The 20,337-nt window shown below is 39.5% G+C and carries 25 protein-coding genes and 1 pseudogene; 7 read left to right on the top strand and 19 right to left on the bottom strand.

Features of this window, described 5'->3' with window-relative positions; translation table 11 throughout:
• Positions 1 to 116: 116 nt before the first annotated feature.
• Complete coding sequence (locus tag M1G14_RS08010; protein ID WP_031574286.1) at positions 117 to 1,745, bottom strand: putative polysaccharide biosynthesis protein; 1,629 nt, start codon at positions 1,743 to 1,745, stop codon at positions 117 to 119.
• Positions 1,746 to 1,832: 87 nt separating this feature from the next.
• Here M1G14_RS08010 and M1G14_RS08005 point away from each other — a divergent pair, with 87 nt between their 5' ends.
• Positions 1,833 to 3,278 carry a UDP-N-acetylmuramoyl-L-alanyl-D-glutamate--L-lysine ligase gene (locus M1G14_RS08005; RefSeq protein WP_247920188.1) on the top strand — a complete coding sequence of 482 codons (1,446 nt, stop codon included), beginning with the start codon at positions 1,833 to 1,835 and terminating at the stop codon, positions 3,276 to 3,278.
• 38 nt (positions 3,279 to 3,316) lie between these two features.
• Here M1G14_RS08005 and M1G14_RS08000 read toward each other — a convergent pair whose 3' ends face one another.
• From M1G14_RS08000 to M1G14_RS07925, 16 genes are all read right to left on the bottom strand, one after another.
• Positions 3,317 to 3,967 carry a DUF1803 domain-containing protein gene (locus M1G14_RS08000; RefSeq protein ID WP_247920187.1) on the bottom strand — a complete coding sequence of 217 codons (651 nt, stop codon included), beginning with the start codon at positions 3,965 to 3,967 and terminating at the stop codon, positions 3,317 to 3,319.
• On the bottom strand, positions 3,951 to 4,463 hold the full coding sequence (locus tag M1G14_RS07995) for a YiiX/YebB-like N1pC/P60 family cysteine hydrolase (protein ID WP_247920186.1): 513 nt from the start codon (positions 4,461 to 4,463) through the stop codon (positions 3,951 to 3,953). Before M1G14_RS07995 ends, M1G14_RS08000 begins: the two co-directional genes overlap by 17 nt.
• A gap of 63 nt (positions 4,464 to 4,526) precedes the next feature.
• On the bottom strand, positions 4,527 to 5,462 hold the full coding sequence (locus M1G14_RS07990) for a manganese-dependent inorganic pyrophosphatase (RefSeq protein WP_247920185.1): 936 nt from the start codon (positions 5,460 to 5,462) through the stop codon (positions 4,527 to 4,529).
• Positions 5,463 to 5,586: 124 nt separating this feature from the next.
• Entirely contained in the window at positions 5,587 to 6,381 is a 795-nt protein-coding gene (pflA, locus tag M1G14_RS07985) for a pyruvate formate-lyase-activating protein (RefSeq protein WP_031574308.1), read from the bottom strand.
• A gap of 362 nt (positions 6,382 to 6,743) precedes the next feature.
• On the bottom strand, positions 6,744 to 7,100 hold the full coding sequence (locus M1G14_RS07980) for an ArpU family phage packaging/lysis transcriptional regulator (protein WP_247926498.1): 357 nt from the start codon (positions 7,098 to 7,100) through the stop codon (positions 6,744 to 6,746).
• A gap of 37 nt (positions 7,101 to 7,137) precedes the next feature.
• On the bottom strand, positions 7,138 to 7,530 hold the full coding sequence (locus M1G14_RS07975) for a hypothetical protein (RefSeq protein ID WP_247926497.1): 393 nt from the start codon (positions 7,528 to 7,530) through the stop codon (positions 7,138 to 7,140).
• 2 nt (positions 7,531 to 7,532) lie between these two features.
• Positions 7,533 to 7,913 carry a replication protein gene (locus tag M1G14_RS07970; protein ID WP_070665370.1) on the bottom strand — a complete coding sequence of 127 codons (381 nt, stop codon included), beginning with the start codon at positions 7,911 to 7,913 and terminating at the stop codon, positions 7,533 to 7,535.
• Positions 7,914 to 7,959: 46 nt separating this feature from the next.
• Positions 7,960 to 8,568: a hypothetical protein gene (locus M1G14_RS07965; protein ID WP_247926496.1), complete on the bottom strand. Its 609-nt coding sequence runs from the start codon at positions 8,566 to 8,568 to the stop codon at positions 7,960 to 7,962.
• 102 nt (positions 8,569 to 8,670) lie between these two features.
• Positions 8,671 to 8,832 (bottom strand): hypothetical protein, encoded by a 162-nt coding sequence (locus M1G14_RS07960; protein WP_173020033.1) that lies wholly within the window; start codon positions 8,830 to 8,832, stop codon positions 8,671 to 8,673.
• Between the two features lie 354 nt (positions 8,833 to 9,186).
• Positions 9,187 to 10,650 (bottom strand): VapE domain-containing protein, encoded by a 1,464-nt coding sequence (locus tag M1G14_RS07955; RefSeq protein WP_247926495.1) that lies wholly within the window; start codon positions 10,648 to 10,650, stop codon positions 9,187 to 9,189.
• Entirely contained in the window at positions 10,647 to 11,159 is a 513-nt protein-coding gene (locus M1G14_RS07950) for a hypothetical protein (protein WP_247926494.1), read from the bottom strand. Before M1G14_RS07950 ends, M1G14_RS07955 begins: the two co-directional genes overlap by 4 nt.
• Entirely contained in the window at positions 11,156 to 11,407 is a 252-nt protein-coding gene (locus M1G14_RS07945) for an XRE family transcriptional regulator (protein WP_425608340.1), read from the bottom strand. Before M1G14_RS07945 ends, M1G14_RS07950 begins: the two co-directional genes overlap by 4 nt.
• 178 nt (positions 11,408 to 11,585) lie before the next feature.
• Entirely contained in the window at positions 11,586 to 11,858 is a 273-nt protein-coding gene (locus M1G14_RS07940) for a hypothetical protein (protein ID WP_247926492.1), read from the bottom strand.
• Complete coding sequence (locus M1G14_RS07935; RefSeq protein WP_247926491.1) at positions 11,858 to 12,028, bottom strand: hypothetical protein; 171 nt, start codon at positions 12,026 to 12,028, stop codon at positions 11,858 to 11,860. Before M1G14_RS07935 ends, M1G14_RS07940 begins: the two co-directional genes overlap by 1 nt.
• An 11-nt stretch (positions 12,029 to 12,039) precedes the next feature.
• Positions 12,040 to 12,291, bottom strand: coding sequence for a hypothetical protein (locus M1G14_RS07930; protein WP_023918846.1), 252 nt, complete (start codon positions 12,289 to 12,291; stop codon positions 12,040 to 12,042).
• 190 nt (positions 12,292 to 12,481) lie between these two features.
• The gene (locus M1G14_RS07925) at positions 12,482 to 12,649 is read right to left on the bottom strand and encodes a DNA-binding protein (RefSeq protein ID WP_247926490.1); all 168 of its coding nucleotides are present in this window, start codon (positions 12,647 to 12,649) and stop codon (positions 12,482 to 12,484) included.
• A gap of 160 nt (positions 12,650 to 12,809) precedes the next feature.
• Between M1G14_RS07925 and M1G14_RS07920 the strand changes: the two genes are divergently transcribed.
• From M1G14_RS07920 to M1G14_RS07900, 5 genes are all read left to right on the top strand, one after another.
• A complete protein-coding gene (locus M1G14_RS07920) occupies positions 12,810 to 13,481 on the top strand; it encodes a helix-turn-helix domain-containing protein (RefSeq protein WP_247926489.1) in 672 nt (223 codons plus the stop codon).
• A 51-nt stretch (positions 13,482 to 13,532) separates the two neighbouring features.
• Complete coding sequence (locus M1G14_RS07915) at positions 13,533 to 13,676, top strand: hypothetical protein (RefSeq protein WP_201088203.1); 144 nt, start codon at positions 13,533 to 13,535, stop codon at positions 13,674 to 13,676.
• A 36-nt stretch (positions 13,677 to 13,712) separates the two neighbouring features.
• Complete coding sequence (locus M1G14_RS07910; protein ID WP_247926488.1) at positions 13,713 to 14,249, top strand: hypothetical protein; 537 nt, start codon at positions 13,713 to 13,715, stop codon at positions 14,247 to 14,249.
• Positions 14,250 to 14,272: 23 nt separating this feature from the next.
• Complete coding sequence (locus tag M1G14_RS07905; RefSeq protein ID WP_247926487.1) at positions 14,273 to 15,088, top strand: EbhA; 816 nt, start codon at positions 14,273 to 14,275, stop codon at positions 15,086 to 15,088.
• A 97-nt stretch (positions 15,089 to 15,185) separates the two neighbouring features.
• Positions 15,186 to 16,352 (top strand): tyrosine-type recombinase/integrase, encoded by a 1,167-nt coding sequence (locus tag M1G14_RS07900; RefSeq protein WP_247926486.1) that lies wholly within the window; start codon positions 15,186 to 15,188, stop codon positions 16,350 to 16,352.
• 242 nt (positions 16,353 to 16,594) lie between these two features.
• Here M1G14_RS07900 and M1G14_RS07895 read toward each other — a convergent pair whose 3' ends face one another.
• Positions 16,595 to 18,919: an endonuclease/exonuclease/phosphatase family protein gene (locus M1G14_RS07895; RefSeq protein WP_247926485.1), complete on the bottom strand. Its 2,325-nt coding sequence runs from the start codon at positions 18,917 to 18,919 to the stop codon at positions 16,595 to 16,597.
• Positions 18,920 to 19,021: 102 nt separating this feature from the next.
• Here M1G14_RS07895 and M1G14_RS07890 point away from each other — a divergent pair.
• A pseudogene (locus M1G14_RS07890) lies at positions 19,022 to 19,213 on the top strand (UTRA domain-containing protein); the annotation flags it as partial.
• A gap of 312 nt (positions 19,214 to 19,525) precedes the next feature.
• Here M1G14_RS07890 and M1G14_RS07885 read toward each other — a convergent pair.
• Positions 19,526 to 20,329 (bottom strand): ABC transporter ATP-binding protein, encoded by an 804-nt coding sequence (locus M1G14_RS07885; protein WP_003005034.1) that lies wholly within the window; start codon positions 20,327 to 20,329, stop codon positions 19,526 to 19,528.
• Between the last annotated feature and the right edge of the window lie 8 nt (positions 20,330 to 20,337).

Below are 20,337 nucleotides of genomic sequence, written 5' to 3'. Positions count from 1 at the left end.
AGTAGGGCTGTAAAAGCTGATGAAATCAGCGTAGTAGAGCCCACTCAACCACTGCGTCTTGTTCGACAATCCAAAAATAATTGAGAGGCTAGGACTTTTGTCCCAGCCTCTCAGGTTTATTTAATGCGGAATTTTTGTCTGAGACGTGCAGCTTGACCTCCGATAAAGCGGTCAAAATACCGTAGCCATAATCCTAAGGCTCCATAGATAACAACTCCTAATCCGCCAATGACGATGATATAAATCATGCTCGATACACGGCCATTTGGTGGGAAAATCCAGCCCAAAATCAAACCGGCGATCAAGACTCCAAGTAGCATCACCACAGTCAGGATAGAACCAAGCAAGGTCCGCTTGAAGACGATGGTTCGATTAAACTGAGTGATGGTTTGGATCTCTCGATACATGAGAACGATTGGCACCATTAACGCAATGGTCGTTGACAAAAGTGGTCCATAAGAACGAAAAACCAAAATAAATGGAATTTGTAGGACCAATTTCACCACTACACCATAAAGGAAGTAGCGGATGGCCTTACGATTTTGAAAGAGGGCTTGAATCATCGGAGACAAGACTGTGTAAAGACCGAGAATTACGGTCTGCAACATTGCTACGATGAAGAGCCCTAAGGCCAAGCCATCTGGTTGCCCATAGAAAACCGTATAAAGTGGTTTTGCGACTGCTACTGCACCAAAGGTGGCTGGAAGCAAGAAAGCCAGCAACATGGTCAAGTTATCCTGTACGAGCTTCCCAGCCGCTTTTAGGTCCCCCTTCACATAATTCTCTGTCAACAGAGGAATCCCAACTCCCCCAATCGAAGTCGCTACCGCAATCAAGATCATGGTAATTTTGTTTGGATTAGCAGAGAAATAACTAAACATGACCAAGAGCTGTTTTTGACTATAGTCTGTGAACCAAGACATGACATTGATAAAGGTCATCTGGTCAACAATTTGGAAAAGCTGAATCGCGGATCCTGTGATGATAAAAGGAATAGCCTCACGAATCGTATCAATCAAGAGAGCCCGAGTGTCAATCCCTTCACTTCCCTCTTGCTTTCTAAAAATAGAAGAGAGCAAGCCTGTCTTTGCAAGGTAATAAAAGAGCACCAGAAGGCTCGCTCCCATACCGATAAAGGCCGCAAAGGTCGACTGCGTCACAGCCTGCACATAGTCTCCTGAGCCAATCTTCATAATGAAGAAGGTCGTGAGCAACATCCAGATGACCCGGATCACTTGTTCAGCGATCTGGCTAATGGCGTAAGGCTTCATGTTGTTAAAACCTTGGAAAAATCCCCGAATGACACTCATCGAAGGAAAGATCAAGACAGCCCAAGAAAGGCTCTGCATGATCGGAATCAACTCTTTTCCCCCACCTGAAAGACTCGCAAAGACAGGAGACAAAAGATACATGAGAATGGCAAATCCAAGGCCTAGAATTCCCATAAATTTCAAGAAGCCCCGAATCAAAGCAAAGCTATGATCCGCTTGGTCCCGGGTATTGTATTTGGCTACTTGCTTAGCAACAGCTACGGGTACTCCGGCTGTCGAAATCAAGAGAAACCAAGCATAGATATTGTAGCCCATTGTAAAAAGACCATTGGCTTGTGGCCCATATTTCCCCATCCAAATATACCAAGGAATAATATAAGCGGCTCCTAGCAAACGGCTGATAAAGTTGCTGGCTGTCATCCAGGCAGTCCCGCGTAGCATCTGGGCTTGCTGGTCATTTTGTTCGTGGCTCATTGGTGTCCTCTTTCGTTTCTTCTTCTCTTCATTATAAACTTTTCCATGACACTTGTAAAATAGGGACTTTAGGTTTACAATAGTTTTATGATTACAATTGAACAAACCCTCAATATTTTAAAACATGACCAAAATTTCCGAGAAGTTCTAGTAAATGGTGAATACTACTACCATCTAGAAGGAACAAATTTTGATGCTATTAGCTATGATAGCCGGAAGGTTTCTGCTAGCACCCTCTTTTTTGTCAAAGGGGCTAACTTCAAAAAAGAATACCTGGAACAGGCTATTTCTAATGGACTCGGCTTTTATGTCTCTGAAAAAGATTATGAAGTTGGTATTCCTGCCATCCTCGTCAATGATATCAAACAGGCTATGAGCTTAATCGCCATGGAGTTTTATGGACACCCTGAGAAACAATTAAAACTATTGGCCTTCACAGGGACTAAGGGAAAGACAACCGCGGCCTATTTTGCTTACCATATTTTGGAACAAAGTCACCGACCAGCTATGCTGTCGACCATGAATACAACACTGGATGGTAAAAACTTCTTTAAATCGACCCTGACAACTCCAGAGAGCTTGGATCTTTTTGCCATGATGGCTGAGGCAGTAGCCAATGATCGGACCCACCTCATTATGGAAGTTTCCAGTCAAGCTTATCTAGTGAAACGGGTTTACGGTCTGACCTTTGATGTTGGTGTTTTTCTCAACATCAGTCCAGACCATATTGGCCCGATTGAACACCCAACTTTTGAGGATTATTTCTACCACAAACGTCTCCTCATGAAGAATAGCCAAGCCGTTGTCATCAATAGTGATATGGATCATTTCCAAGTTTTAGCAGACCAAGTCGTGAACCAAGACCACGATTTTTATGGAAGCCAGTCTGAGAATCAAATTGAAAACTCTAGGGCATTCAGCTTCTCAGCAACTGGTAAGCTAGCAGGCGACTACGATATCCAACTGATTGGTCACTTCAACCAAGAAAATGCTGTAGCAGCAGGTCTTGCCTGTCTTCGTCTAGGTGCGAGCCTCGAGGATATCCAAAAAGGGATTGCTAAGACGCGCGTTCCTGGCCGAATGGAAGTCTTGACTCAGAAAAACGGCGCTAAGGTTTTCATCGACTATGCCCATAATGGAGATAGCTTGAAAAAACTGCTCTCAGTTGTCGAAACCCATCAAACGGGGACGATTTCACTGGTCCTTGGATCAACTGGGAATAAAGGAGAGAGCCGCCGTAAGGACTTCGGCTTGCTCTTAGAAGACCATCCTGAAATCCAAGTCTTCCTCACAGCGGATGATCCCAACTATGAAGATCCTTTGGCTATTGCTGAAGAGATTAGTAGTTTCATCACACGCCCTGTCGAGAAAATCGCAGATCGCGAACAAGCCATTCAAGTGGCTATGGCGACAACCAGCAAGCCTGAAGATGCCGTCATTATCGCCGGAAAAGGAGCTGACTGCTACCAAATCGTCAATGGCGTAAAAGAAGAGTATCCAGGTGACGCCGCCATCGCTGAACGTTATCTATAATCAAACGAAAGAAGGCTAGGAAGTTTTCCTAGCCTTGTTTATTGTTTGATAAACATCAGTCTTTCCTTGTCCAAGTCCACTGCTAATTCATATTTGCCTTCATCATTTTTGTGGATATAACCTAAGACTTCTAAACTATCGACAAAAATGTCCTTGCGCTTTTGCTGGACTTCTTCTTTTTTGAGGAACTTGAGCAAAAAGCTGGTCATATACTTGAGAGCATACTCGGGATTCACATCGCCCAAAATAACATAGAGCTTTTCTTGATCCTCTGTCAATGGATATTGGTGAGCAACCTTGTAGAAGTAATTGGAAAGGGTCTGTGCATGTCGCGCAAAGTCCGTCTCCTCTATGAGAATCGCTTCATTGGTCGTGTTGCGGAGTTCCGTTTGGAAGACCTTGGCTTTTAATTCTTGATAAACTGCACTGTCCTCTCGAACAAAGACCTCCTGATCCAAGTCAACAAGATCAGCTGACTTCAAGAAGGGCAGGTTGAGGGTGTAGCGTTTATTTTCTCGAAGGATGAAGCCCGCTTTGATATACTCCTCCATCAGCTTATCCACTGGTTGATCTGGAAATTGGGCCTTGATTTGCCGCAGGATCACATCGTCGTGCTGATCCAAAAAGTTGATCAAGTCCTTGAAAAATGGCTGACGTGTCAAACGTGTGGGATTAATGATTGTAATCATCCAAATACCTTTCTTTAAACTGTAGATAGGGTGATTGGGCTAACTGACTCGGGTTGGTCCCGAGCTGATCCAAAGGAACCGCTAGACCAAGCCCCCTGTAGTAATCTTCCCAAAACGGACTAATCTCCTCTTCCTCATCTCCAAACTTCATGGGAATGGTTTCAAAAATAGGAAGTAGTTCAGCAATGAACTGGGAACAGTAATAACCATCTCCATCCGGATAAAAGGAAGCATTGTAGGGAGCCCCTAAAAGACTCTCTGCCCGCTTTTTGACCTCTTTGAGATCGATTCCTGGATAGCGATAAAGGTCATATGCTTTCCCGTCTTCAAAGAAATCTTCAGGGGATTGGGCAAGGACGCCACCTTCTACCGTGGCATGATAAATGAATCCGTCCAAAAAGATAGCTACATGGCTATAGTTGCCAGTTGATGCCTGGATGGCTTGCCCTATATCCGAATCATCTTTCAAAAAGATTAAATCACCATTTTCTAGCATATTTCTCTCCTAGAAAAAAAGGAGCCTAAACTCCTTTTTAACAATGGGTATCCCCATCTATCATTAAGCATTAAAGCTTTCAGTCAATTGAGGAACCACTTGTTTCTTACGTGAAACGGCACCTGGAAGGAAAGCGTGGTTGTTTTCAAGTTTGAAGTTGAAGGCTGCTTCTACCTTGTCCATATTAGCACCAAGAGCCAAAATTTCTGAGTTTGAGTTGACGATGTCTGTAATCATCAAAACAAAGTCAGAATAGCCGTTAGCTGCATTTGCTGCTTGGATAGCTGCTTCGATTTCAGCTTGGCGTTCCAAGACTTCCGCAATATCAACTGTATTCACTTGAGCCACACGAACGTTGTTTCCGTTCAATTCAAAAGTCTTAGCATCGATGTCGATCAATTCTTCTGCTGATTTGCTTGCCAAGTTGGTACCAGACTTGAGCATGGCAAGACCGTATTCTTCCAAGTTGACACCAGCCAATTCAGCCAATTCTGGCGCAATCACTTTATCAGATGGGTGTGTTGTTGGAGATTTCAACAGAAGGGTATCTGAAATCAAACCTGAAAGCATCAAACCTGCCAATTCTTTTGGCACTGCTACACCGTGTTCTTTAAACATGCGATACACGATAGAAGATGCTGATCCAACTGGTTCCAAACGCATGTAAAGTGGGCTGGCAGTTTCGAAGTTAGCCACACGGTGGTGATCGACCACACCGTAAACTTCTACTTCAGCAATATCTGAAACAGATTGTTGGAATTCATTGTGGTCCGTCAAGATGACTTGCTCTGCACCTTCTGCTTTAGCGGATGTGATGACGCGTGGAGCTTCCACACCAAAATAATCCAATACGAAAGCTGTTTCTTCATTTGGAGTTCCAAGAGCCACTGCTTCTGTATCCAAACCATAAGCTTCTTTTGCAAGATAAGCAAAAGCTACAGATGAGCCGATAGCATCTGAGTCAGGATTTTGGTGACCAAAAACGAGAATTTTTGACATGTTTCTACCTCTTTATTTCATTTATAGATTCACTCTATTTTAGCACGTTTTGCCATTTAAAGAAAGGGAATAGTTGTGCATTTCAATAGAAAAGACAGCTGGAGTGACCAACTGTCTATACTTTTTATCCTTTGACCCGTTTCAGGTAATCTTGGTAACTTTCTGTTTCCATCAAATCTTTTGCATTTTGAACCCGTTCTTTTGTCGGTGGTTTCACACCCTCCAACTTGTACGGAATACCCAATTCCCGCCATTTGAATTCCCCCATAGTATGGTAAGGCAGGATCTCAAATTTATCAACATTTTTAAGGGTTTTAACAAATTTCCCAAGTTCGATCAAGTCATCATCTCGGTCTGTAAGTCCAGGCACCAAAACGTGACGAATCCAGACTGGTTTTCCAATATCAGATAGGTACTTGGCACAAGCTAGAATCGTTTTATTGGTATGGCTGGTCACAATTTTGTGTCGTTCATCATTGATTTCCTTGATATCCAGAAGCACCAAGTCAGTCACTGCCATCAAGCGGTCAAATTTTTCCAAATAACGAGGCGTATTGCGGAAAGGCAGAGCACAGGTATCGAGCGTGCAGTGAATACCCAACTCTTGAGCCTTGGTGAAGAGGGCAATCAAAAAGTCTATCTGTAAGAGGGCTTCTCCACCACTGACCGTGATTCCACCTTTTTGACCCCAAAATCCACGATAGCGGAGGGCTTCTTCCAATACATCATCTACTGTTCGTTCTCTAGACATGTTGGTTTCCATAGCCCAAGTATCTGGATTGTGGCAGTATTGACACCGCATTTGACAGCCTTGAAGGAAGACAATAAAGCGGATCCCTGGCCCGTCTACTGCCCCAAAACTTTCTGTTGAGTGTACCATTCCTGTTACTTTTCCATAGTCAACTGTTTCATTTTCCATTGAGGAACCTCTTCTCTTGAAAACGTTTTATGGTTTTATTATATCACAATATAGATAATATGGTTAATTTAAAGTCCGAAAGCCTGTAAAATAGGCGTTTTTGGGACTCTATCACTCTATTATACCGACTTAAACAGTTCACAAAGTTCCTAAAAAGTTCTTAAAAAAAGTTCACAAAAAAATACCCCTTGGGGTATCTATCAATTTACGAGTTCAGCAGGCAAGATCTAGCACCCTCACACGGTGCTTTTTTTATCTTCAAAAATGGTAGGCTACCGCGCACCTATGGGTGCTCGATGTCCTACCACCTAATTAGATTATAACATATCTTGACCGCTTTTTCATATAAAACAGGGTTCATATTATTGCCAATGATCTATAAACTCAAGTAAGGCTCTCGCCTTGCGCCTGTGATAGTTACTGCTTGAAATAGAAAGTATATCCATTTGTTCATAAACAGACACCTTTTTTTGCCCAATAAAGCTCATTTCTAGGATACGTTTATCAATTGTCGATGAAATACCCTCGATAGCTTTTCTGATTCGATTTACCTCGGTTAAAGCCATGTTTTGGCGCTGATTTTGTTGATCTATGCAACTATCAAGTAAATCGCCTGTCAGATAATCAACTCCAGCTATTCTACATAAAGAGCGATATTGACACAGTACATTTCTAGCAAGCTCTTTCTTACTCCTTTTTTCTTCCTGCCCTACATTCATGCTTTGCCTCCTTTTCAAATACATTTACAAATAGGGTTCAGGGGCTTGTATTTTTGTAAGAGTCAAGCCATTCTTTTCTTGATATTGTATGGTATGGATCAGATTCATCATGATAAAGGGGGTTGATCCCCTTATTTACACGAATATAATCCATTCTATCTTCCACAGTTGGAAAGAATATCATCTCTTTAAAATCATCTGAAATAGTTCTACGTTCCCAGCTATCATCTATGTTATCGAATATGATAATACTATCATCTGAAAATGTTTTTAATACTGCCAAGGCTTCATGGTCTAGATAGTCCTTGCCGTTTACATTGATATACTCAATCCCTTTATCTGATTCAGTTATCAAGACAAAACCACCCGTTCTCATCTTCTGTATCTGTTTTAGCTCATCAATTTTCTTTAAAAGCTCTCTTTTATTCAACTCTAAATATCCTTATTGTCTATGCTGATAACTGTTTCCAACTCTTCCAGCTTTTCTATAATTGCTTCATTTTCGTATGCTTTATAGGCAAACTCAAGAATAGTCCTCGCTGATTGTTGCCGTGCATACGGGCTTATAGTTGGATCATTCATGATAGCTGTTAAGACTTCCACAGCGTCCACAGCCACACTATTCAGCCTGCTTGTAGCCTGCTCCATTGCTTGGCTTCTCATCTTGCGGTATGCACTTCTTACCGTGGTTTTAGCCATATAACGCTGTGCCGTGCGTCTAGAGATCCCCACTTTTTCGCAAGCCTTGCCCATATTTGGGGCAAGCATTAAAGCCGTCAGGAACTTTTCTTCTTTTAACGTTAATTCTTCCATGCCTACCCCCTCTCTATCGGACATTCTGAGGCAATTTCAGACAATTTTAAAGCCCATTCTCTTCAAAGAAACGTCCTATAGCCGTTTCATTAAGTTCTAAACTCAATTCCGCTGTGACAAGTAACATATTATCGCCATTAATTAAAAATTCGCTGTGATAAGTTTTAGCTTGATTCTTTAAGTACTCAGCTAATTTTTCGGTACGATCTTTAATATTGTATTTCTCATAGTCAAAGAATGATAAATCTGTATGAGTTTTGGCGATCTCTCCCAGCTTTTTAATTGCTAGTGGTTTGTTTTTGTATTTCTCCAGGTATTCTTCAAACTCTTCCCATGAAATATCCTTTGTGCTTTCAAGTAGCATTAATTCAGCCACATCATCAGCAGTCACGCTATTCTTTTCTGATTTGAGTTCTTCAAGTTGTTTAGTGCGCTCTTGCTCGATATCAGACATGATCTTATCATAGGTTTTCTGTGAGTACGCTTCTCCCTCGCTCTTGAGGTCAGCTAGTTCGATCTGAGCTTGTTTGCTCCCTTTCATGCCCTCAGCAACCTCTTTTTTTAGTTTCTCTTGTAACTCAATGTATGAGCGCATATAGTCTACTTTCTTGTTTGCAAATGTTTTGAGTTCGCTCTTAATAGTTGTAAATGTCATATTTTTACCTCTTTCTGTACCTAATCAAAAAACCGAGAATGAACTCTCATGAAGCCTATGCAATCTTCACGAAATGTTTCACCCTCGGTTGTTCCGATAGATCTATTTTATTGTTTCAGCCTTTTCAACATAGCATACTTTGCCATGTTGATAGACTAGTGTCAGTTTCCCGTACGCTGGAACTTTTACACTCTCTATTATACCATTTTTTAAATAAAATAGGTAGCCATCTTCCATTTTTTCGATCAAAATTTTTTCATGCATTCTTGTTTTCTCCATTGGTAGGATCTGTTTGTTTGGGAGGATAAGGGTAGGAGTTGTATCCTACCAATCCCAGCCCATTATATCAACGATTTAAGTACTTGGTAGGAAAGTAGGAAAAAATTCAGCAACAAAAATATTATATAAACAACAATACCTATTTAATTCATTAATAAATATTATTATTAAAAATATTATTATTTTCCTACCGAGTACCTTTTATCCTTAGAGCCTCAAGGGGTTAGGGTGGTAGAATTTTTTCTAAACAATTCCTCCCACACGAACGATAACTGTTCGAAACTCTTACTCTCTCATGGGGTTAGGGCGGTAGGAACATTATATTTAATTTTTCTACTCTCATTCTGATTCTCCTACTTTCTGAAAGCCTGAGGTCGGAGTTCTTCCAAACTTGATATTTCTCTTGTACTCCCATGCATGCTTACCACGCATTGCAAGCCGTATCTTTGCATTTTGTTGCGGTGTAGGCTTATCGATCAGAAAAACCTCTTTAAAAAATAGTGCGATTGACATTTTTTCACGGGGAACTAACTCCCCATATTTTGCTGTATCTATTTTTACTTCTTCCCCATTACCATTTAAGTAAGCTCCATTGTTCATCATCTCATAGATATAAGTTCTTCTCAAACTGTCATTGATTGGAGCAAAGTACATTCTTTCAGGGTAAGGAGTTGATAGATACCTTTCAAGTGCCTCTAGTTCATCATCTATTACCTTATAGCGCTCTCTTACGGTGTTTATAAGGTGTTCTTGACTGTCTGACAAGGTTAATGTTTTGTTTGCTCTCCATGCTGTCACCATAGCGCCCCAGAATGCCCTGCGATCCTGTTCAGACCACTTTCTACCTCGATAAGAGTTATCTTTGAATACCTCAGCAACTAAAAACCTACGTTCCCCTGTCAGATCATTCAGATAATCAGGTTGATTAGTAGCCCGTACAAATACAAAGTTTTTCATCAATCGTCTATCTGAACTTGCGTAAGGTGGGCGAAATTCAATTTTTCTATCAGTCACAAACCGTTTTAACACTTGGAAACTCGCTTTCCTAGTTGCGATCATCTCATCATCAAAAACGCACCAATTCCGCACCATTCGGGCTTTATCGTCTTTTTCTGTGAGTGTATCCACGGTTGTAAAGTATTGATCTGTAAATAACTGCTCAAAAAACTGTGTCTTTCCTACTCCCTGCTCGCCTGTTAAATCTAATACAAAGTCAAACTTTATACTTGGATCAAATACTTTGGCAACTGCTCCACGAAAGAACAGATCAAAGATAATTCGATTGTATTGATTATCTTTTACGTTTAAATAATATCGTAGGATATCAAATGGATCTTTCTGATCTGCTAAATGGGAGTACTCTTGTTCACATTCAAGTAAGAATGATCTCAATGGGTTGTATTGGTTTGATCTAGCTACAACCTCCATTACATCAGCTATATCAGACTTTTTAAAATCGATTTTATATTTTTGGGCAATATACAAGCGAATTTCTTTTATTAGAGCGTCATCAGCAACCCCGTCTAAACGAGTAGCACCGTTCAAATTAATAGAGTTTGAAATATCAATTTCATTTGTAAACTCATTGTATTTTAGCTTACCAGCTAACCGAGTATCACGCTCAAGAATTTTTCTGAGGTTGTCTAGACTAGGAGTGTAGCCGTCACCCTTTGCTTTTTGGTCAAGGTTTAAACTATTCTGTTCTGTTTCTCTAATCGCTGTAAGATCAGTGAACTCTTGAGTTAGTGCTTGACTGTATCCAGCGTTTGTATATGGTTGTGCATTATTGTCGCCATTGTTCAAATACTCACCCCCTTATAAATTATTTTCATTTCTTCTAGAAAGCACTTTGCAAGTGCCACACGCTTCACAATTGAAGAGAATAGCTGTGTAACTTGCTCGAAGCTATAACCATGCAGGAATAGCAACCGAATAAAAAGCGCTGTATCTTCTTTGGTATAGATTCCATTAGTGATAATATCGAATAACCAGCCATTTAATTCTATTGCTTGATTCTCTCTTGCTTCACTCAACTTACCAGCCTCTAACTTCTGCAATACTGCCAATGGTTCAGGCTTCATAAATTTTGGATAGATCTTTCTCGCAACTTTCCAATGAGAATTTTTCTGTTGATTATCACAAAGTCTTATCGTTATCCCTTTAGTGCGAAAGTCTGTCAATCCTGCTCCAATTGGTTCAAAATAAACAAATTTAAAATAGTTTCCATTTTGCAGTACCAAAGTTGGATTGTCCTTGAGAAAATCTAATGCTGTCAACTTGTCAGAGTGAACAGTAACTTCTATTGTTCTCATTTATCAGCCCCCAAAAAGATCAAAACATCACGTATCAAATAATAGACTTTTCGTGTATCTTCCAGCGGTGGTTGATACCTTTTCAAGCCGTTTGCTTCCCACTTGTCTAATGTCTTATCGGTTAACTCCAATTCTTTTTTTAACTTGGTTCTACTGATTAACCCTAGTAACGTAGGTTCAAACTTCTTGCTCAATTCACCAACTTTTTCCACTAATTTAATTGTATGGTTTATTACAATAGGCGTCATTTGTTCAAATGTAGCTTGTTTGCTCTCTTCATTTAATCTATCATAGATACTTAAATTGTACATTTATTCATTCCTTTCTAAATTCGTTTTTTCCTGCGGTTGCACGTTTGGGAGGTATAATCATACCCCTGTTATATTTCAAGTTGAATTTCACCGATTAAAGGGCTGGTTTTCAGCCTTAAAATTGATTCTGTGAGTTAATTAAATTGTTAGTTTGTCCTTTGCGTTTGTTTCTGACAAATGGACTTACTGAAAAGTTGTCAAGGTCTGAAAGTTTGGCACGAATAGAAACAACTCGCCCAGCCTCCTTTTCCTCATGCAATTCTTCAAATGCCTTTGCCATTTTCAAAAACTTTGAAATATGCCGTCTTACGTTTGTTTCAATGTACCAGGTATTATCCTGTTCATCATATCTTACAACTGTTTCCCGTTCCTCTTGCTGGTATGCCATTATCTAGCCTCCATGATCTCAAGCCATTTCTTCATACGTTTTAGCTGTCTTTTGCTGATATATCCCCTTTTCTTGTAAGCTACAGCCCACTCATGGAAACACTCAGCAAGGAAGAATATACTCACGAATGATAGAAAGAAAATACCAACGCCTAATAAATCACTAATCATTTTAGATCCCCTCATCTAGCTTGGTAGCTGTCTATATATGCCCGCCGTGCTTCACCCTCCAATGAAAGAAAGTCATTCAATTCATCAAGAGAGAGTTTCTTATGTAGAAAATCAAATAGGATCTGATAAAGATTAGGATCATTCTCTTTCATCTCTTGTACAATTTTGTTAAACCTTAATTGTGCCTGAACCTTTTCCACTTCTTCTAAAAATTCCTCTAATTCTAATTCTGTTAGTTCTAATTCTGTTTTTTCTGTTTCCATTTTATGTACCTCCTGTACAACTTTTTGCGCTCTATACCAAGATATGGTATAATTTAAGCAAATAATATTGCTAAAACCTATAACACGGCTTGCCTGCATTGTGTTGTGTTTTAGTTCATCATTGAAAAAGGCTTGATAGTTTGGCGACTGTGAGCCTTTTTTGTTGTGTTCAATAATCTTTTGCAAGCCATTACATTAAACTCGCATAGATTCTTTTTGGAGCTTTGTAGTCACCATTTAAAATTTTAGGTACTGTTCCTGGTGCTACACCAATTTCAGAAGCAAACTCATAATTTTTTAATTGTAAATCTGCTTTTTTGCGTCGCAATGCCTTTGCTTGTTCTTGTGTAACAATCATAGGGCTTCTCCTTTCTACGGCATTTTGTGCCGTTCTTTGATTATAATTCTACGACATTTTATTCCGTAAGTCAAGAAAAAAAAATAGATTTTTTTTTAGTTTAGTTTTTTATGGCTTTTTATGCCGTAATAGATTATAATGTATAATGAAAGGTAAATTTATGAACAGAATTAAAGAACTCAGAGAAGCCAAGGGGCTATCTCAAGATAAATTATCGCAAGAATTAAATATAAATCTAAGAACTATTCAACGGTGGGAAAATGGAGAAACAGCAATTCGTAGAAATAACGCTGAAAAAATTGCTGATTTCTTTGGCGTATCAGACGCCTACCTATTAGGATATGACATTGGTACTAAACCTGTTAAAGATATTTTAGGGAACTCAATACCTGCAGTTGAATTACAAGGCTATGATTATACTGTTTTAGATATCAATCAAGATATCCCAGAAACATTAAACGAGGTTTCTAAATTAAAGTATTGTGTCATTAAACTAATTAAAGAGAATGACGCTCCTTTATTTACGGGTTTCCGTGCGATAATTACAGATCATGATAGAGAAATTGTTATTGATCCGATAACTGTAGATACGTTTTTTGATGCTTTTAGTCGTACAGACATTCTAATAAAACATGGATATCAATCAGGATCACCAGAACAGTTTAGAGATTTTGATAGATATATATGGAGTCGTAGAAAGGAAGATAAAGGTATACTAGAGAATGTTATAAGTGACTGGCTAGATATTATAAATATTGATAAACAGCACGTTAGTATTTCCTATTTTGATAAAGCAATTGCCACCCCAAACAAAGTAAAACTTAAAAAATAAATAATTAAAGTTCTGAAAATATGACTGCTGAATTAGGAAAGAGGTAAAGCATTGAAAAATAGTGAACTGTTTGACTGGTTTTTGTTTGCTTGTACGATCATTGCCTTTAGTGCTATGATATTTGCATTTCATATATTAGACAAAGAGGGGAAAAAGGCACTCGAAAAGATAAAGAAAAAATCATCTGATAAATAACTAATTCAGATATATGGAGATATTTAGGAGAATAATATGAAAAAGGTAACATTAGTAGCAATCGCTACACTCACTCTATTTATCGCTGGTTGCAGTCAAAACGAAGAATCTGAACCAAGTCAAGAAGAAACAACCGAGCAAGTGACAACCGAGTCAAGCTCAGAAAAAACGCAAAAAGAAAAGGCTTGGGAGCTGGTAGACAAGGCTAAAGCAAAAAGCAAAGAAGAAAACCAAGGCGAGGAGCAACTTAGAAAGGCTACTGGACGGGTCAGCAAGGTTAGACCGCTATTAGATCAATTCGCAAACTCTTACAAGCAATGGCTGGAATCGAGTCAAATGGAAGTATACTATCGTAGCAATGGCATAGCGGTATTGCTACCTGTAGCATCGTCTGAACTGACAAATGACCAGCTACATCAAAATGTAGACGGTTTACTTAAAATCAAAAATGACGTAGAAAAAACATATAAGATTACTGATAAAGATTTCACAGCACCGCCCCTTTTTGTCTTTGATAAAGACGAAAACCGCCTTGCTTATGAACAAAACGGCTCGATGACTTACGATAAATAATAAATATTTTTAGGAGAAACATTATGAAAAAGAAAATTATCACTACCGCTGTTGTTTTAGCTCTTGCTACTGGTGGAGCGGGCTACTATTTCTTATCTTATGCCCCTCACCAAACTGCAATAAGTCACTTTGAAAAGTCTGTTGATACTCTTAATGAGAATAATAAAGCAATTGAAAAACAAATTGCTGATACTGAAAAAATCATTAAAGAAAAAGCTGAACCATTGGAAGCTAAGACTTTAGAAGATTTAAAAACTGCTGTTAAAGAAGCAAAAACCTCAATTCGTAAAGCTCCAAAAATGGAAAGCGATACACAAAAAATTGAAGATCAAGCAAAAGAAATTGCAAAACCTGTAGATTATTCTAGCGCACAAAAAAACATTACTGAGAAATTAACAGCATATCAAAACAGTGTGAAGCAACTCGCACAGATTACAAACCCTAAAGATTCTTTTATTGAGGAACGCTTGAAAGAAGTAGATACAATTCAAGAAGTGCAACACGCTACAGAAGAACATGACCCTAATGGTTTATTAAATAAACAAGGTGGCTATACTGCTTCTATCTATTTTTCAGATAGTCAAGTAACCGAACCTGTTTACGGGACTGATATAGTAGATAAAGGAACTGAAGCAGGAGGTTGTATTGAAGTTTATAAAACTAAAGATGAAGCCGAAAAACGTAATACATACATATCTGCATTTGATGGTGGACAATTAAATCCTGGCTCTCATTATGTGTATGGAACTATTGTAATTCGCACCTCAATGCACCTTACTGCTAGTCAACAAAAATCTTTAACTGAAAAAATTTACAATAAACTAATTGAACTAAAATAATTCTTTCAAAATAAAGTGATAAAAAAATCATGACCAAAACACATTCTAAAACCTATAACACGGCTTGCCTGCTGATGAATTAGAAAGGTTTTCGATCATGAATATTACAGAATACAAAAAGAAAGACGGTACAATAGTGTACCGCACCAGCTTATATCTTGGTGTCGATTCAATCACGGGAAAGAAGATCAAAACAACCATTTCAGCCCGCACCAAAAAAGAAATTAAGAACAAGGCTCTACAAGCAAAATTCGAATTTGAAAAGAATGGTGCAACTCGCACCGCTTTTACTCAATTTGAAAACTATGGTGAATTAATGAATAGCTGGTGGGAGGTTTACTCTCCCACGATCAAACCAAATTCAAGAATATCTATTAAATCGCAAATAGAAAACTATCTTCGCCCAGCTTTTGGGGATATTAAACTAGATAAGTTAACCCCTGCCATTATTCAACAACAAGTGAACAAATGGGCTAGAGATTACAACCAAGACAACAATGGTTTCAAGCAATATGCACAGCTTCATTCATACAATAAAAGTATTTTACAGTATGGAGTTTCATTACAAGCGATAAAGTCCAATCCTGCAAAAGATATAATAGTTCCAAAAGTTAAAAAAGATAATGCAAAGATCAAGCATTTTACAGATTCAGAATTAAAACAATTCTTCGAATACTTGGATAGCTTGGATCAAAAAAGATTTAAAAATCTCTTCTGTGTCACTCTTTACAAGTTCCTGCTTGCTACGGGTTGCCGTATCAATGAAGCATTGGCGCTGGAATGGTCTGATATTGATCTTGATAATGCCGTGGTGCATATCACAAAGACATTGAACTTAAGAAAAGTTCCGAATAGTCCAAAGTCTAAAAGCGGTATTAGAGATATTGATATTGACGTTCAGACGGTTACAATGCTCAAGCAATACAAGCGCCAACAAATTAAAGAGGCTTGGAAGATTGGAAAAAATGAAACAGTTGTTTTTTCAAGTCTAGTCAGAAAATACTCTGATTATAGAACACTAGGGAATAGATTAAAAAAGCATTTCATAGAAGCAAACGTTCCTAGTATTGGTTTCCATGGATTCCGACACACTCACGCTAGTTTATTATTAAATGCTGGAATACCTTACAAAGAACTCCAGCACCGACTAGGACACGCTACTTTATCTATGACTATGGACACATACAGTCACCTTTCAAAAGATAGCGCAAAAAAAGCTGTCTCAATTTTTGAAACAGCACTAAATAATGTCAAAAGTTCCTAAAAAGGAGAACATTTTTTACATTGTGATACGTTAATCCCTTATGTATCAAGGGTTTAGCGTATCTTTGCGTTATAGGATTTTATTATAACACGATTCCATCTATTTTAAAGAGTTTAAGCTTCTTTTTAAAAAGAAACTGTTCTTTTCAGTAGTTTTCATTGTCCTAGTACAGTTTCCAATATGGGACTATCTGTCCTGTATTTTAGGAGAAAAAAAGGAGCCAAAACTCCTTTTTCAGATTTTTATGAGAGAACCTTAGTTTTTAGTCCTTTTTTCTTGTAGAAGACCAGACCCATCGTTGCTACTACCACTCCAAAATGAGCTAGATTGCTTGTTTCTTGTCCAGTAGATGGAAGGATTTTCCGCTTGCCTGGTGTCTTGGTTTCTGTTGCTGCCTCTTCCTTGTCATCTTGCTTCTCATCTTCGTTCTTGGTGCTTTCTTTGCTTTCAGATGTTGAACTCTTTTGTTCATTGGCTTGAGTCTGATGAGGGACTAGTTGAGATCCTGTATTCGATGAAGAAGGGCTGGTTTGATCCGTTGGTTGTCCTGTATTTCCTTGTTGATCATCTGTCGGCGTTCCTGGAGTTTGTGCTCCACTAAAGTCGATTTGGACCAAGACAGGATCATGGTCTGATGCACGACCGTGTTCCTTCATAAAGGAAGCATTGATATGGACTGGTTCAAACCTTGCTTTGGCTGCCATGTTGTTTGAGATAAAAATGTTATCCAAAACTTGATTGCTTCCACGATAGAAATAGGAATAGCGATCTCCTGCATCATGTTGGGCCATTAAGTTGGTTAGTTCACTGCCCGCAAGGATCTGTGCCGTGGTTGAGAAATCGTAATCATTAAAATCACCCGTCAAAACAAAGGTGGTCTTCGGATTTTGCTTCAAGCCTTCTTGAACGAATTGATGGATGACACTAGCTTGTGCTTCACGAGTTGGCAAGGTATGTTCCACTGCTGGTTGGCTTGCCCCATAAATAGCATCATCTCCGATTTTTGATTTCAAGTGATTGGCAATCACCACAACTGGTTGACCTTTGAATTCAAATTCAACAGCTAAGGACTTGCGAGTATGATCAAACGATGGGTCATTAGGGGCAATCCGAGCTGGATTTTTAACCAGGTGTCCCTTGTCAAATTGCGCTGCCTCGTTGCTAGTTGCTGCCTCTTTTTTGGCTAAGGTTACGCGTTCCGGATTGTAGAGGATTCCCAAACGAATATTGGAACCAGGCTTTCCTCCGTCAGCGCCATCTACTGGAGCAACCTCCGTATACTCATAGCTCTTGCCACCAAATTCCTTGATCCGATTGGCTAGTTTGCGTCCACTTTCAACACCACTGGTCGTCCCGTCATCCACACTACCATTATTGTCCTGCACTTCGATCAAAGTAATGATGTCTGGATTGTGAATTTCATGAATAAAGGAATTGGCAATCAGCGTCACCTTATCCTCTGGGGTTTCATTTTTGGCATTGTTGGCCGAGAAATTTTCAATATTGTAGGAAGCAATGGTCAGCTTGTCCTCACTTGGTTGGGTTTGAGCTGCTTGACGCTGCAAACCACCATCTTGAACTGTCAACTGTTGAGTGGGCTCTAACTTATAAAAGCTATTCCGATACGTTACCACTCCTGTTACGTCTTCTGCAAAGTAATCCTTGGCTTTTGCGACAAACTGATTCCCAACATAAATAGGGATCGTCGCTGTATTTTGCGCATGTGGCCGTAGATTCAGACCTCCAATATTGTTTAAAGGAAGGCCTGTGAAATCTTCTCCCAAGACATAGATATCTCCTTTGTACTGGGGACCAAGGACATGCGGTTTCTTCACCACCGTGAGCATTCCTTCCAGGCTTTCCCAATAATCGAGAGCATCGGTTTCTGGAGCATAAGCCGTCGGATTAGGTTTCACATCTGCTGGCATGCCCGCAGTGATATTCACAGCTTCTGGAAGAGGGGCTGACCCATCTTTTGTGATCCAAGCATCGACCAGCATGGTCACCGTTAAACTATTCGTCGGTTCCTTAAAGGTCCTCCCAGCTCCCAAGGTAACCTCTTCCATATAACCTTCTTTGACGGTACCGGTGATTTTCACCTTGTCGCCGACTTTCACCTTGTATTTGGAAACAACATAAATCCCATCTGAAGTCCGACTATTGCCATCCGATTCAATATCTTGAGCATAAAAACCATAGCGGTCTGTCTTAGTCACCACTGCATTTTTGATGGCTACCTTTTGGCCTTCCAGTGGAGAGCGTTGCGATTCCCCTTGAATGTCCCCGATCTTAACCGTTTTCTCCTCAGTATCGTCTGAGGAACTGTTAGATGTCTCTTCTTTATCACTCGAAGCTCTCGTCGTAGCGTCTGTAGTTGTTGTTGTAGCGGAAGTCGAATGATTTGTCGAGCTTTCCTCGCTGCTAGTGTTCGTCACAAGCGCTGGCTCTGAAGTCGAAGCTGTGGTCTCGTCAGCAACTACCGTGAAGGCACTGTTAAAGACCCCCAACTGACTAACCAATAAGGTAGCTACTGCTAATAATCGAATCTTTTTTCCGTTATTTCTCATGCTTCTCTCCATCCCTAAAAAGTTTTCCTCTTTTATTATAAGGGAATGATTTTACATTTTCAAGCGCTTTCAAAAATATTTTTCAAAAAAACACTTCAACCCAATAAGAAAGAAATCTTGATTTCACCAATCGATAATCGCGATAAGATCTTACTGGATCTTGGAAAAGACCAACACGTGGTAACGGTCCGTTCCCAAGTTCACCTAGCAGACGGTCGGCAATTCCAGTTCACCGAAAGCCGTCGCAAATTAGACAAGTTTCATTTTGTCGACTATGCAGAGCGGAGGAAATAAAAAAAATCGGTTCAGAAAAACCTTCTGAATCAATTTTTTAGAATATGGACAAATTGCATTTACATAAAACAACCTAAGTGATGTTGAAAAATCAAAAATATATACTATTAGGTTCATTTCAATAGAAACTTTTCGCCGTGAGAAATGTGCCTGAAGTACAATTATTTCAGGCACACGGGAGTTTTGAGACCTTAGGCTCAAAACTAAGTCATGGAACTTCTTCGAAGTTCGCTGACGTCCGTACTCACCTAAGAAAAGTTTCTAAGATGACTTTGTCATCATTTGAAAGGATGGAGTTCCCATCCTTTTATTTTATCCTAAGACCAATTCATCACTCACCAAAGTTTCACCACTGTTTTGTTGGAAGAGGCGCATCAAATCTTCAACCGTTAGGTTTTTCTTTTCTTCTCCTTTGACGTCGACAACGATCTTGCCTTGGTAGAGCATGATCAAGCGGTTGCCGTATTCGATAGCATGGTTCATATCATGCGTAATCATCAAGGTTGTCAAATCATGGCTTTCCACGATCTTTTGTGTCAATTCCATGACCATTTCACTGGTCTTGGGATCAAGCGCTGCGGTATGTTCATCCAGAAGCAAGAGTTTGGGTTTAACCAAGGCTGCCATGACCAAAGTCAAAGCTTGACGTTGCCCACCAGATAGATATTGAGTATCGACTTTGAGACGGTTCTCTAAACCGATATTCAGTTCCTTCAAGGCTTCACGGAATAATTCGCGATCTTTCTCTCGAACTCCCCAGCTCAAACCACGAGATTTCCCCCGACGTTGGGCAATGGCCATATTTTCTTCAATGGTCAAACGGGAAGCTGTCCCCATTTTAGGATCTTGGAAGACACGCGCAATATCTTTCGCACGCTTACGAACACTCGTATTTTTGATAGAGTTACCTTCTAGCAAGATATCCCCTTCATCTACAACCAAATTTCCTGCCAAGATGTTCATCAAAGTTGATTTTCCAGCTCCATTTCCACCGATGACCGAAATGAAGTCCCCTTCTTCTACTTGGAGATCCAAGCCTTTTAAGACATGGTTTTCATTAACCGTTCCTGCTTCAAATGTCTTATGAATGCCTTCAATTGATAATAATGTTGCCATACTTTTCT

The sequence above is a fragment of the Streptococcus parasanguinis genome, assembly GCF_023109675.1.
In the GTDB taxonomy this organism is placed as follows: domain Bacteria; phylum Bacillota; class Bacilli; order Lactobacillales; family Streptococcaceae; genus Streptococcus; species Streptococcus parasanguinis_I.
The sequence above is the reverse complement of the archived record's forward strand: the minus strand, read 5'-3'. Positions and strand labels throughout refer to the sequence as shown.

What these genes read in the sequence shown, in the direction of transcription:
- M1G14_RS07935 (WP_247926491.1), bottom strand. Translation starts at nt 12,028, where the DNA reads ATGATTAGTGATTTATTAGGCGTTGGTATTTTCTTTCTATCATTCGTG.
- M1G14_RS07920 (WP_247926489.1), top strand. Translation starts at nt 12,810, where the DNA reads ATGAACAGAATTAAAGAACTCAGAGAAGCCAAGGGGCTATCTCAAGAT.
- M1G14_RS07940 (WP_247926492.1), bottom strand. Translation starts at nt 11,858, where the DNA reads ATGGCATACCAGCAAGAGGAACGGGAAACAGTTGTAAGATATGATGAA.
- M1G14_RS07885 (WP_003005034.1), bottom strand. Translation starts at nt 20,329, where the DNA reads ATGGCAACATTATTATCAATTGAAGGCATTCATAAGACATTTGAAGCA.
- M1G14_RS07895 (WP_247926485.1), bottom strand. Translation starts at nt 18,919, where the DNA reads ATGAGAAATAACGGAAAAAAGATTCGATTATTAGCAGTAGCTACCTTA.
- M1G14_RS07995 (WP_247920186.1), bottom strand. Translation starts at nt 4,463, where the DNA reads ATGCTAGAAAATGGTGATTTAATCTTTTTGAAAGATGATTCGGATATA.
- M1G14_RS07965 (WP_247926496.1), bottom strand. Translation starts at nt 8,568, where the DNA reads ATGACATTTACAACTATTAAGAGCGAACTCAAAACATTTGCAAACAAG.
- M1G14_RS08000 (WP_247920187.1), bottom strand. Translation starts at nt 3,967, where the DNA reads ATGATTACAATCATTAATCCCACACGTTTGACACGTCAGCCATTTTTC.
- pflA (WP_031574308.1), bottom strand. Translation starts at nt 6,381, where the DNA reads ATGGAAAATGAAACAGTTGACTATGGAAAAGTAACAGGAATGGTACAC.
- M1G14_RS07980 (WP_247926498.1), bottom strand. Translation starts at nt 7,100, where the DNA reads ATGAATGTAGGGCAGGAAGAAAAAAGGAGTAAGAAAGAGCTTGCTAGA.
- M1G14_RS08005 (WP_247920188.1), top strand. Translation starts at nt 1,833, where the DNA reads ATGATTACAATTGAACAAACCCTCAATATTTTAAAACATGACCAAAAT.
- M1G14_RS07970 (WP_070665370.1), bottom strand. Translation starts at nt 7,913, where the DNA reads ATGGAAGAATTAACGTTAAAAGAAGAAAAGTTCCTGACGGCTTTAATG.
- M1G14_RS07925 (WP_247926490.1), bottom strand. Translation starts at nt 12,649, where the DNA reads ATGATTGTTACACAAGAACAAGCAAAGGCATTGCGACGCAAAAAAGCA.
- M1G14_RS07960 (WP_173020033.1), bottom strand. Translation starts at nt 8,832, where the DNA reads ATGCATGAAAAAATTTTGATCGAAAAAATGGAAGATGGCTACCTATTT.
- M1G14_RS07990 (WP_247920185.1), bottom strand. Translation starts at nt 5,462, where the DNA reads ATGTCAAAAATTCTCGTTTTTGGTCACCAAAATCCTGACTCAGATGCT.
- M1G14_RS07945 (WP_425608340.1), bottom strand. Translation starts at nt 11,407, where the DNA reads ATGACGCCTATTGTAATAAACCATACAATTAAATTAGTGGAAAAAGTT.
- M1G14_RS07905 (WP_247926487.1), top strand. Translation starts at nt 14,273, where the DNA reads ATGAAAAAGAAAATTATCACTACCGCTGTTGTTTTAGCTCTTGCTACT.
- M1G14_RS08010 (WP_031574286.1), bottom strand. Translation starts at nt 1,745, where the DNA reads ATGAGCCACGAACAAAATGACCAGCAAGCCCAGATGCTACGCGGGACT.
- M1G14_RS07930 (WP_023918846.1), bottom strand. Translation starts at nt 12,291, where the DNA reads ATGGAAACAGAAAAAACAGAATTAGAACTAACAGAATTAGAATTAGAG.
- M1G14_RS07950 (WP_247926494.1), bottom strand. Translation starts at nt 11,159, where the DNA reads ATGAGAACAATAGAAGTTACTGTTCACTCTGACAAGTTGACAGCATTA.
- M1G14_RS07910 (WP_247926488.1), top strand. Translation starts at nt 13,713, where the DNA reads ATGAAAAAGGTAACATTAGTAGCAATCGCTACACTCACTCTATTTATC.
- M1G14_RS07900 (WP_247926486.1), top strand. Translation starts at nt 15,186, where the DNA reads ATGAATATTACAGAATACAAAAAGAAAGACGGTACAATAGTGTACCGC.